This is a genomic window from Fodinicola feengrottensis (assembly GCF_039530045.1).
Lineage (GTDB): Bacteria > Actinomycetota > Actinomycetes > Mycobacteriales > HKI-0501 > Fodinicola > Fodinicola feengrottensis.
The window spans coordinates 415,600-427,130 of sequence record NZ_BAAANY010000009.1 but is presented as its reverse complement, the minus strand read 5'-3'; the positions used below and the strand labels follow the sequence as shown (position 1 = coordinate 427,130).

At 68.1% G+C, this 11,531-nt stretch carries 8 protein-coding genes; 5 read left to right on the top strand and 3 right to left on the bottom strand.

Annotation, left to right across the window (positions count from 1 at the left end; translation table 11 throughout):
* Positions 1 to 4: 4 nt before the first annotated feature.
* From ABD301_RS14550 to ABD301_RS14540, 3 genes are all read right to left on the bottom strand, one after another.
* Positions 5 to 913, bottom strand: a complete 909-nt coding sequence (locus ABD301_RS14550) for an AAA family ATPase (protein WP_344310653.1) — start codon at positions 911 to 913, stop codon at positions 5 to 7.
* Positions 914 to 1,162: 249 nt separating this feature from the next.
* Positions 1,163 to 4,300: a serine-rich family protein gene (locus ABD301_RS14545; RefSeq protein WP_344310651.1), complete on the bottom strand. Its 3,138-nt coding sequence runs from the start codon at positions 4,298 to 4,300 to the stop codon at positions 1,163 to 1,165.
* A 238-nt stretch (positions 4,301 to 4,538) separates the two neighbouring features.
* Positions 4,539 to 5,993, bottom strand: coding sequence for a CCA tRNA nucleotidyltransferase (locus ABD301_RS14540; RefSeq protein WP_425551938.1), 1,455 nt, complete (start codon positions 5,991 to 5,993; stop codon positions 4,539 to 4,541).
* Between the two features lie 75 nt (positions 5,994 to 6,068).
* On the opposite strand from ABD301_RS14540, the gene ABD301_RS14535 reads away from it, so the two are divergent.
* From ABD301_RS14535 to ABD301_RS14515, 5 genes are all read left to right on the top strand, one after another.
* Positions 6,069 to 7,154, top strand: a complete 1,086-nt coding sequence (locus ABD301_RS14535; protein ID WP_344310649.1) for an NUDIX hydrolase — start codon at positions 6,069 to 6,071, stop codon at positions 7,152 to 7,154.
* Positions 7,151 to 9,067, top strand: a complete 1,917-nt coding sequence (gene murJ, locus ABD301_RS14530) for a murein biosynthesis integral membrane protein MurJ (protein ID WP_344310647.1) — start codon at positions 7,151 to 7,153, stop codon at positions 9,065 to 9,067. Before ABD301_RS14535 ends, murJ begins: the two co-directional genes overlap by 4 nt.
* A 103-nt stretch (positions 9,068 to 9,170) precedes the next feature.
* Positions 9,171 to 9,428: a hypothetical protein gene (locus ABD301_RS14525; RefSeq protein ID WP_163568180.1), complete on the top strand. Its 258-nt coding sequence runs from the start codon at positions 9,171 to 9,173 to the stop codon at positions 9,426 to 9,428.
* A gap of 42 nt (positions 9,429 to 9,470) precedes the next feature.
* Positions 9,471 to 10,283, top strand: coding sequence for an alpha/beta fold hydrolase (locus ABD301_RS14520; protein WP_344310645.1), 813 nt, complete (start codon positions 9,471 to 9,473; stop codon positions 10,281 to 10,283).
* A gap of 22 nt (positions 10,284 to 10,305) precedes the next feature.
* Positions 10,306 to 11,280 carry a cyclase family protein gene (locus tag ABD301_RS14515; RefSeq protein WP_163568183.1) on the top strand — a complete coding sequence of 325 codons (975 nt, stop codon included), beginning with the start codon at positions 10,306 to 10,308 and terminating at the stop codon, positions 11,278 to 11,280.
* Positions 11,281 to 11,531 lie beyond the last annotated feature (251 nt).

Genomic DNA, 11,531 nt, shown 5'->3' with positions numbered 1-11,531 from the left:
CGACTCAGGAAGCCAGCAGCGCGGCGAGGCCGGCGGCCTGCGCCCGGTCGGCGTCCTCGCGGTATTTGAGCACCGCGCCAAGCGTCACCGCGGCAGTCTCCACGTCGAGCTCGGACCGGCCGAGCGCCATCAGCGCCTCGGCCCAGTCCAGCGACTCGGCCACCCCGGGCGGCTTGAGCAGCTCCATCTCGCGGAGCCGTCGAACCGCCGTCGCCACCTGCTGGGCCAGCCGGGCGCTGACCCCGGGCAGCCGGCTGCGCAGGATCGCCACCTCGCGGGCCAGGTCCGGATGCTCCAGCCAGTGATAGAGGCAGCGCCGCTTCAGCGCGTCATGCACCTCGCGGGTGCGGTTCGAGGTGAGGACGGCCAGCGGTGGGCAGTCGGCTCGGATCTCACCCAGCTCCGGCACGCTCACCGCATGCTCGGACAGCACTTCCAGCAGGAAGGCCTCGAACTCGTCGTCGGCCCGGTCCACCTCATCGACCAGCAACACGCACGGGGACTCCTGCAACGCCCGCAGCAGTGGCCTGGCCAGCAGAAACCGCTCACTGTAAAGCGAGGCCTCGGCCGCTTCGGCGTCCAACTGACCGCTCGAGGCGGCCTCCAGGGCTCGCAGATGCAGCAGCTGACGCGGGAAGTCCCAGTCGTAGAGCGCCTGGGTGGCGTCGATGCCCTCGTGACACTGCAATCGGATCAGCGGCACGCCCAGGACCTGCGCCAACGCCTGCGCGAGCGAAGTCTTGCCAGTGCCCGGCTCGCCTTCGCAGAACAGCGGCCGGTGCATCCGCAGGGCCAGGAAGCCGGCGGTGGCGATGCCGTCGTCGGCCAGGTAACCGGTCTTTTCCAGCGCCGCGGCCAGCTCGGCCGGTGACCCGGGCCGGGTGGCGAGCTGATCCCAGGTTGCAGTGCTCATACCTGCGAGCGTACGGCGCCGGTTGCCTGGGCACTCCTACCCGAGCGGATCAGAGCATCAGCAGGACGAGGATGCCGGCTGGGATGTCGTACGCCACCCAGAACGGCACATACCAGCGCGGAATCCCCTTCACCCCGATGATCGGGCGCGCGGGGTGGTGCAGCAAATCCCAACAGCACCAACGCCAGCCCGAGCCAGACCCGGCCGAACGCGAGGCCAGTGACGGCGAGTGCCAGCCCCACCAAGCTCTCACACCAGGTTGCTGCCGAAGGTCTGCTTGTTCAGGTAGTTGCAGTATTCCTTGGCCGGAGCCGGCTCGACCGAGTGCTCGTCCACGCCGGCTTTTCCGGCCGCCTCGCGGGCTTTGGCCAGGGTCGCGTCCCACTGCGGATAGAGGTTGTTCTTCAAGTCGGTCAGTGTGGTCGCGATCAGCGTGATGTCGGGTGAGCTGAAGATCGCGTCCTTTTTCGCCTGCTCCACCTGCACAATGCCGAAGGCACGCTTCTGCTTTTCCAGGAACCCGTTCAACGACTGGCGATATCCCTCCAGTGTCGCCTTCGCCGCCGCCCGGTCAATCTCGTCCTGCGCCTTCATCTGGTCGGCCGTCGGTACGGTCGTGACATCCGATGCCGGCAGGTCGGCGGTCGTGCCGGCCGCCGAGATCCGGTGCCCGATCATGGCCGCTTCTCGCGCGATTTCCCCACGGCGTACGGCCGCGCTTGCCAGCATCTCGCCGAAAGCCGCGCCATCGGTGAACTTGTCCTGCTTGGCCTGCATAGCCGTCACCATGGCGTCCAATTTGGACAGTACGCCGTTGACGGCCTCCAAAGCAGCCGCGTTCTTGCCGTCTTTTTCCAGCGACCGTACGGCAGCCAGCGGATCGCCGGAAACCAGCGAGTCGTAAGACGACTTCTCCGCCGACAAGTCGCCAGGCCATTCGTACCGGGCGCCACCATCGGCGGAGCCGACTGGCCGGACGATCCGCTCGATCGCATGCGCGGCGCCTTCGTCATGGGACGCGTACGCGGCGAGGCAGCGCGCGATCTCGGTGCGATCACCGTTCGCGGCGACCACGGCCCGACGCAGCGCCCGCCAGTCCGGCAGCAATCGAGGGCTCACCACCGGCCGGTCCCAGCCGTGCGGATCCCGCGCCACCGCCGCGATAGTCGCGAAATCATCGTCCGACAGCTTCATTCCGGCCACATCGGTCTTTTCCTGCATGACCTTCGTGCCGCCGGTGACCAACCCGGTCACCGTGCCGAGCGGATTGCTCGAGAGATTCTGGCCGAGCTTGTCCAGGCTGGCGCCGAGGTCCGTCTCGGAGGTGGCGTGGCTCGCGTCGCCGGACGCCTTTGCGTCCGCGCCCACCGAAGTGGCCACCGCGTCCTTCTCCGAGTAGCTGACTTTTGGCCCACCCGCGACCGAAACGGCCGCGCCCCCGCCGGTGCTGCCGGCGAAGGTGTGGGACGTCCCGGATGCGTCGATGGTCGTCGACTCGTCATAGCTGTGGGTGTCGGTCAGTTCCAGTTTGGCCGGCCCGACGCCGGCCGAAGTGGTGCCACCGCTGGAAGATCCGGAACTCGTCGTCTTCGCGCCGACCAGCTCGGGATGGTCGGCGGCGAGCCGGCGCAGGCCGTCGATCGAACTGGTGTCGGCGATCTGGGCGAATCGCTGTTGGTACGAGGCATCCGCTGGATCCAGCGTAAAACTGACCGACTGCCCGGCACTGGTGCCTTCGGTGCCGCTGTAGCCGCCACTGGCCGCGCCGTACGAAACCGAGGCGCCAGCACCCACGCCGTCGCTGGAAAGCACGGTAATGGTGATGACGACTTTCCCACCTTTGTGGGCAACCGAGCGCTTGAGCGTACCGCCGTGGCTGATGCTGACGTCGGCTTTACCGCCTAGCCCTCCACTTTCGCTGGCGCCACCGCTGGCCCCACCGCTGACCTTACCCTCCACCGCCAGCTCGGCACTGTCGCCGTCACTCATTCCGGCCGCGCCGTCCGCCGACAGCAGCGACGCCTTCAGGCCGTTCAACATTGTTTTCGCCTCGTCCATGCTGCCGGCCGCGGCCAGCTGCAAGACCGAGAGCTCCTTGTGCACGCCACCGGAGCCGTTCGCCAGGGATCCCAGATATGCCTGGGTTTCCTGCTCGGCGAACACATGGACGAAGGTGCCGGTGACCGAGCCGGCGGCCGAACCCGTGACGCCGTACGAGCCTTTGTTGCCGGCCTCGGACTCCTTGTCCACGTTCCCGCTGAGGCTGAGTTTGACGCCGAGGCTGATAGTCAGGCTGATCTGGTATTGCGCTGGTTCCTTTGCAGCCACCTGCGTGACATTGACGACGAACTTGCCGTCCATGCCGACGCTCTGCCCAGTCTTCACGCCTTTGGCGTGCGTTTGGGAAAGATCCTGGCTGGCCGAGCCGTAACCGCCCACGCCGTCCTGGCCGGCGATCACACCAACGCCAACGGTCTTGGTGTTTTCGTTGCCCTTGATCAGGTTTCCCTGCGCGTCCTGGGTGCCGAATTTCGACGAGCTGCTCGAGCTCGTACCGACTTTCCCGTCCCCGCGGGTGTACGACGTGGTCGACTTGTTGCTGGCGACCGTGCTGTCGACCGTCTCGGTCTGCTCCGTCGTTTTCGTGTAACCGCCGGTGCCGATTTTGCTGCTGGTCGCGGTCGTCGACGTGCTGTTCAGTGGGCCTGCGGTCTCGGTCTTGTCGGTGTGGCCAGTCGCGTACGAGATATCTCCGCCGGACACGTCGATTTTCTTGCTGTCGCTGGTGGAAGAGGTATTCGTGGTGGTGCCGTCGGTGGTCGCGGTGGACTGCGAGTCCTTCTTGGACCAACCGGTGGAGTCGATCGTGGTCGTGGACCCGGAGGTGGTGGTGACCGCCTTGCCGTCGGCCACGCCAGTCGTGACGGTCTTGTCCGAGGACGTGAGGCCACTGTTGTCCAACCGCCACCCGCTGGAGGTGCTGTCGGTGCTGTCTGGCACCGAAACATTGGCCTTGCGCCGGACAAGCAGCTCGTTCAACGACTGGTCAGCGGTGCCCGGGGTGTTCAGTAGCAACAGGTCTTTCTCGGCCTGGCCGAGTTTTGCCTCCTGCTCAGCCTGCGTCGCCACCAAGGTTTGCTTGTCGGCCTTACCTTTCTCGGTGAGGTCGCCGGCGTCCTCCAGCTGCTGCAGCTCGGCCAGCTGGCCGTCGATTTTGTGATATTCGGCGAAAGCGCTGTCCCGCTCGGCCTGCAGGGTCGGCTGCAACATGACCGCGAGCGCTCGACTGTCCAAGGCCGGTGCCGGTGCCGGCGTCACCGGATCCCGCTGGACCGATGGCCGGGACAGCAGCCGGCTGGTCGCCCCGTTTCCAGCCGTCGCCTGCAAGGCCAGTACGCGATCAGTGACGGACGATTGCCGGGCCGGACGCCAATTTTCCTTGGGGCTTACCGGTCCGGATGCGGCCTCGGGCCTACTCCGGCGGCGGGTCATCGGTGACTTCCGCTGCTCATCGCCCGAGTCTCACCTCGGGGTCGGGCCGCTGACCAGCCTTAATATCGAAGAATGCCCTTTCGGTCCGGATAACCCGTGATGACCCTCACCTAAAGGCACACTGGGTGACCCTTTACTCGCCGATTCCCTGCTCGGCGGCCCACTGGCGCAGCTCGGCCTCGGCGTCCTCATGGGAGAGCGGCCCGCGGTCCAGCCTTACGTCCTTCAGGTGCTTCCAGGCCTTCCCGACGAGCGGGCCGGGCTGCAGGCCCAGCAACGCCATGATCGCGTTGCCGTCCAGGTCCGGTCGTACGCGATCCAGGTCCTCCTGGGCCCGCAGGACCGTGATCCGTTCCTCGAGCGCGTCGTAGTCGCGGGCCAGCCGCTCGGCCTTGCGCCGGTTACGGGTGGTGCAGTCGGATCGTACGAGCTTGTGCAGCCGGGGGAGCAGGTCCTGCGCGTCGGTGACATAGCGGCGTACGGCCGAGTCGGTCCACTCGCCGCGGCCAAAGCCGTGGAACCGCAGGTGCAGGAACACCAGGTTGGCGACCTGTTCGGTGGTCTCCTTGGAAAACCGCAGCGCCCGCAGCCGCTTGCGGACCATCTTGGCGCCGACCACCTCGTGGTGATGGAAGCTGACCTTCCCACCCGGCTCGGTCCGCCGGGTCGCCGGCTTGCCGATGTCGTGCAGCAACGCGGCGAGCCGCAGCACCAGATCCGGGCCGTCCTCTTCGAGATCAATGGCCTGCTTCAGCACGGTCAGGCTGTGCTCGTACACGTCCTTGTGCTGGGCGTGCTCGTCGATTTCCATCCGCATGCCAGGCAGCTCCGGCAGCACCCGCTCGGCCAGCCCGGTGTCCACCAGCAGCCGCAGCCCGATCACCGGGTCGGCGCCCATCACCAGTTTCACCAGCTCCTCGCGGACCCGCTCGGCGGTGATCCGGTCGATCTCCGAAGCCAGCCGCTCGATCGACGCCACCACCTCAGGCGCCGGCTCGAAGCCGAGCTGCGACACGAACCTGGCCGCCCGCAACATCCGCAGCGGGTCGTCCAGGAAGGAGTCGTCCGGCGCGCCCGGGGTTCGCAGCCGGCGGGCGGCGAGGTCGGCCAGCCCGTCGTACGGGTCAGTGAACTCGTGCTGCGGCACGCTGACCGCCATCGCGTTCACCGCGAAGTCCCGGCGGGACAGGTCGCCCTGCACCGTCGTCCCGTACGTGACCTGCGGGTTCCGCGACTGCCGGTCATACGACTCGGTGCGGAAGGTGGTGATCTCCAGTTGCAGGCCGTGTTTCGACACGCCGACGGTGCCGAACTCGATTCCGGTGGTCCAGATCGCCTCGGCCCAGCCGGTCACCAGCTCCAGCACCTTCTCCGGGTTGGCGTCGGTGCAGAAGTCCAGATCGTGCCCGAGCCGGCCGAGCAGGGCGTCTCGTACCGACCCGCCGACCAGGTAGAGCTGGTGGCCGGCGGCGGTGAACCGGCGGCCGATCTCGTCGGCGATCGGGGACACTCGCATCAGCTCGGTCACGGCGAGCTGCTGCGCGCGAGTGAGCCGGTGATCGGGGCGGGTCTGGTCGGGGGTGGACACGACCGGCCAGTTTAGCCGCCTCGGCCAGTGCTTCAGCAGGCCGACTCCCGATCTCGGTCGCGATATCCTGCCGGGATGACCACCCGCGAACGCCCACCCGGCTCCGGATCCCCATCCGGGTCGGCGGCGGCGTCCGCCCCAGGCCCATCCAGTGCTCCCGACAGCGCAGGCCCGCCGGCCGCGGCCGGCGGGTCGGAAAATCCCGAAAACGCTGGTACCGAAACCCGCCCGCACCGGCGGTCGCGGCGCGGTGGACGGCGCCGCCGCGGATCTCGCGGACGTGCTTCGACGGCGACTACGAACGCGGCCGACGGTACGGGCACAGAGCCCACTGGCGCCGCCGAGAACACGAGCGGGCAGCCAGACGGGCAGGCCGCTGAGTCAGCTGGTGGGTCAGCTGGTGGGTCAGCTACTGAGTCAGGTGCCAGGCCGGCCGGGGCGAGTCGGTCTCGGCGCGGCCGCCGGCGCGGCGGCCAACGGCACCGCAAACGCAAACCGGCCGACCCGGACGCCACCACAGGGACCGAAAGCAGCGCGAACACCGGCACTGACACGACCGAAACGACCGAGAAGCCGACCGAGTCGAAGCCGGAAGGCGGCCGCACCGGGCGGTCCCGCGGCCGGGGCAGGCAGCGCGGCGGCCAGCGACACGCCCGGCAACCGGCTGGTCAGCCAGCCGCCGGGAAGACCGGTGCGGCCGGCGGCCCACGGCACGGCCGGCGCCGGTTGGTACGGGTGGACGAGACCTCGGCCGGCGGACTGATCCTGGACGGGGACAGCCTGGCCGCGAGCGCGGCCCTGATCGGCAAGCTCGACCGGCGCGGCCGGCTGGTGTGGTCTCTGCCCAAAGGACACGTCGAGGCCGGCGAGACGTTCGAGCAGACCGCGGCGCGGGAAGTCCACGAGGAGACCGGGATCATCGGCTTCGTGCAACAGGCCCTGGGCACGGTGGAGTACTGGTTCGTCGCCGACGGCCGACGCATCCACAAGACCGTTCACCATTTCCTGCTCCGGGCCACCGGCGGGGAGTTGTCAGACGAGGACCGCGAGGTCACCGAGGTGGCGTGGGTGCCGCTTTCCGAACTGGATACCCGGCTCGCCTACCCGGACGAGCGGCGGTTGGCGGAGAAAGTGCACAAACTGCTAGACCGTCCGGCATGAGGCACAGCGCCCCCGACGACTCCGACGAGATGCCGCCCGGACGGGCACCGGACGACACCGGTCGGTGGCGCCGCCGGCGTACCGAAGGGCGCGCGGTCGGTACGGCCAAGGTCGGCAAGGCCGTCGGTGCCGTCTACCAGTCGTCGTGGGTGCGGGCCGGTGAGTACGCGAGCGCCGCCGACGTGGGCGCGATCCCGATCGTCTCGATCGTGGAGATCCCGCAGGCCGTCGCCGGCGGCCTGGACCAGACCGGCCTGCTCGACCTCGGTGGCCCGATCCCGGCCGTCGACGAGGTCCAGGCGCCGGCCGCGGAGGCCGCCGGAGTCGCCAAGAACTCCGCGATCATGGCGCTGGGCACCCTCGCCTCCCGGCTGGCCGGCCTGCTCCGCCAGGTCATCCTGACCGCCGCGATCGGGTCCGGGCTGGTCAGCAACGCGTACACGCAGGCCAACAACCTGCCCAACCAGGTCTACGAGCTGCTGATCGGCGGCGTGCTCGCCAGCGTGGTCGTACCGCTGCTGGTCAAGGCCCAGAAGACGGACGCGGACAAGGGCGAGGCTTTCATCCAGCGGCTGCTGACGATCACGGTGTCGCTGGGCACCCTCGTCACCGTGCTGGCCGTGCTCGCCGCCCCGCTGCTGACCAGGGCGGTCAACGACAACGCGGCAACGGCCCCGCTGACCACCGCCTTCGGCTACCTGATCCTGGTGGAGATCGTCTTCTACGCGATCGCGGCAGTGCTGGGGGCGATCCTGAACAGCCGCGGCAAGTTCGCCGCGACCGCCTGGGTGCCGGTGCTGAACAGCGTGATCGTGGTCCTCACGGCCGCCGTCTTCATCGCCTTGAACAGCGGCAAGACCCTCTCGCTGACGAACATCACCACCACCCAGATCGCAGTACTGGGCATCGGTACGACCCTCGGCATCGCCGTCCAGGCGATCGCCCTCTGGTTCCCGCTGCGCAAGCTGGGCTTTCGCTGGAAGTGGCGGTGGGACTGGCGGGGCGCTGGCCTCGGCGAGGCTCGTTCGCTGGCCGGTTGGCTGATGCTCTACGTGCTGTTCAGCCAGATCGGGCTGACCGTCGTACAACGGGTGGCCAGCCACGCGAGTGGGTCGGGTCCCGGCGGGCCGACCATCTACAACAACGCCTTCATGCTTTTCCAGCTGCCGCACGGGATCGTCGCGGTCAGCGTGATCACCGCGCTGCTGCCGCGGATGAGCCGGGCCGCGGTCGAAGGCCGGCTGCGGTCCATTGCCGACGACCTCTCGCTCGGCACCCGGCTGTCGTCCACTCTGCTCATCCCGGCGACCGGCATCATGCTCTTCCTCGGCCCGTCGCTGGGCGCACTGCTGTTCCGCTACGGCCAGACCTCCGACGTCGAAGCCACCCTGACCGGCCAGGTGTTCGCCTTCGCGGGCCTGGGCCTGCTGCCGTTCGCGATCAGCCAGATGCAGACCTTCGTCTTCTACGCGATGCGGGATGCCAAAACGGCCGCGCTGGTCAACGTGGCCGCGGTGGCCGTACGGGTGATCGGCGCGCTGGTCGTGCAATACCTGGTCACTCCCGCCTTCGCGCTGCAGGGCCTGATGATCGTCAACGGCATCTCGTACCTCGCCGCGATGGTGATCGGCGGCATGGTGCTGCGCGGCAAACTCGGCCGGCTGCATCTGGGCAAGACGCTGTCCACTGTCGTACGGGTAGCCATCGCCAGCACCCCGGCGATGCTGATCGCGCTGGTGATCCAGGTCTACATCAGCCACTTCTTCCCGGTCGGCCGCCTCGGCAACGGCCTCTCACTGTTCCTCGGCCTGACCATCGGCGGTGGCATCTACCTCGGGCTCGCCGTGCTGCTGCGAGTCCGGGAGATCCGGGACGTACTAGCCCAGATCCGTCGCCGAGTGGTCCGCAGGTAACCAGAAGTCTGCTCGTGGATTCGTGCCAGCTGCCCTCGCGGACCTCGTGGTACCGGCTCGGCCGGCCTTAGCGTGATCTTGGTCGAGCCGAACGGAGACGCGCATGCCCCACCCGTACCCGCCACGCCCGTACCCACCCCAGCCGTACCCTCCCAACCCGTATCCACAGCAGGCGTACCCACCGCGGCAGTACGCGCCCGGTCCCTATCAGGCACCGCCGTACGCGCCGCCGCCAGCGCCCCGCCGGCGAAATGGCTTCGTCCGGTTCTGCCGGTTCCTGCTGTGGATGATCCTGTGGACAGTCGCCCTCGGGGCCGCCGCGGTCGGCAGCTATCTGGGTGTCATGTACGCACTCGGCTAATTGGCTTGCTCGACTGGCGTAACTGGCCAAGGGTTACTGATCATGAGGACAGTGACCAAAGGCTTTGCGGATGTTCCCGGCGGATACCTCTATTACCAACAACACGGGCAGGGCCAAGACGTCCTGCTGCTTAACGCTGGCCTCACCGACCTGCGCATGTGGGACACGACGGTGGCCTGGCTCGCGGACATCGCTCGGGTGACCACCTTCGACTACCGCGACACCGGCCTGTCGGCGCAGTCCGACGGGCCTTTTAGCGAACTCGATGACATCGCGGCCGTACTGGACGCCGTCGGCGTCTCCCGCGCCACGCTTGTCGGCGTGTCCGACGGCGGCCGGCAAGCGCTGGCCTTCGCCCATCAGCATCCCGACCGGGTGGCCAAGGTCTGTGCGGTGGGTGCCTCCTTCGGCGAGTTCCCCGACCCGACCGCGGCCGAGGCCGCCGCCCGGGAAAAGATGCGAGCCCACTTCGCCAAGGTGGAGGAGCTGCTGCGTACCGAGGGCACCCGCGCCGCCGCGACCTGGGATGTCGATGGCTGGTGCCCGGCCCTCAACCCCGACGACCGGCGCCGGCTGATCGGTTGGGCCGTCGCCAACGACCGCATTTTGCTGATGGAGACGGCCCACGGCATGGAGCTCGACCCGCCGGTCAAGACCCGGTTCGCCGAGATCGTCCCGCCGATCGCCGTCTTCACCGGCGGCCGGGACTTCGACGGCACCCAACTGTGGGCGAGGCGGCTCGCGGACCAGGCCAAGGAAGCCACTCTGCTGGTCGTACCCGAAGCCGACCACTCGCCGATATTCTCGGTTCCGGAGCGCTTCGAGCGTTTCCTACGCGACGCCCTCGCCGCGTAACGCACGTCAGGAGGCATCCTCGATGGCCGACAGACCCGAGGTGCCGCCGCTGCGCCAGTTGCTGGGGGAGGACACCCCCAGCAACTGGGGGAAGTGGGGCCCGGCCGACGAGCTGGGTTCGCTGAACTACCTGGACGCGGCGCAGGTCCTGCGTGGGGTCCAGCACGTACACACCGGGGAGACCTTCACCCTGCAGATCCAGATGGGCTATCCGAAGCCGCCCGGCGACCCGCTGTGGCCCGGCCGTACGCCCATCGAACGCAAGAACGTGGTCGACGAGAGCTCCTGGACGCGCGGCGAGGCGCGCCAGATTCCCGGCGGCATGCACTACGCCGACGACACCGCCTTCCTTTATCTCCAGGGCTCCACGCAATACGACGCGCTCGGCCACGTCTGGTATGACGGGAAAATCTGGAACGGCTACGACGCCGAGAACACCGTCGGCGGGATGAAGAAGGCATCCGTCCTGCCGATTGGGGAGAAGGGCGTGGTCGGCCGCGGGGTGCTCATCGACATCGCCCGGCACCGCGACAAGGACGTACTGGATAAGGGCGAGACCTTCGACCACCAAGACCTGCTCGCCGCCGCCGAAAGCCAGGGCGTCACGATCGAGCCGCGCGACATCCTGCTGATCCGGACTGGCTGGATCGGCTGGTGGTATCGGACCACGCCAAAGGAGTTCTTCCACCACTACTGCGAGCCGGGCCTCACCTACTCCCGGGAGCTGGTCGAGTGGTTCCAGCGGATGGAGATCCCGAACCTGGTCACCGACACCATCGGCAACGAGGTCAGCGCCGAGCCGGCCACCGGGGTCGCCCTGCCGCTGCACAGCGCCCTGATGCGCAACCTCGGTGTCGCCTTCACCGAGATCTGCTGGCTGGACGACCTGGCCGCGGCCTGCGCTGCGGACAGTCGGTGGACCTTCCTCTACACCGCGGCCCCACTGAAAGTCGTCGAAGGCACCGGCGCCCCGGTCAACCCCGTCGTCATCCGCTAGCCGCGGCCCCGGCTGGCTGCTCGGTCAGTCGGTCGGGTGACTGGCTGCACAATCGGAATCCGATTGTCACCACCCCGGAGTTCACCCAGGTCAGCCTGCCACCGCTGGCACAATCGGATTCCGATTGTGCAGCCGTCGCTTCATGAAGCGCGCGCTTATCTCGCACGCGCGTTTACTTACGTAATGAAAACCCGCCACCCACCCCCCGCCCTTCTGAAAGGGCGGGGGCTCAAAATTTCACGTCGGTACGA